The sequence below is a fragment of the Ochrobactrum sp. SFR4 genome, assembly GCF_019730395.1.
Lineage (GTDB): Bacteria > Pseudomonadota > Alphaproteobacteria > Rhizobiales > Rhizobiaceae > Pseudochrobactrum.
This window is the reverse complement of record NZ_JAAPBB010001300.1, coordinates 1-240: the sequence shown is the minus strand read 5'-3', so window position 1 is coordinate 240 and position 240 is coordinate 1. Positions and strand designations below refer to the sequence as shown.

Genomic DNA, 240 nt, shown 5'->3' with positions numbered 1-240 from the left:
GCTTGGATTGGCCGGAATAAGGCTGTGTCCAGCTAGTATGAACACCAAGGGTCGTCAGCAGACCTTCAGGGTCTTCATCCCGCACTTTAAAGCGATATCGGGTCTGGCTTCCGCCTGTAATCCACTTGGAGGCGAAGGCACGGCCGTTGTCCAGTGTCATGACCTCTGGAATGCCCCATTGCTCCACCATGTCGCCAATAACGAGACGGACAGCTTCCTTGCATTCAGTTTCCGTCAAAC

1 protein-coding gene is annotated in these 240 nt (G+C 54.2%); it reads right to left on the bottom strand.

The window, feature by feature from the left end; all coding sequences use genetic code 11:
- The coding region (locus HBA93_RS23225) for a transposase domain-containing protein (protein WP_286202167.1) at positions 1-240 on the bottom strand (240 nt) is incomplete at both ends.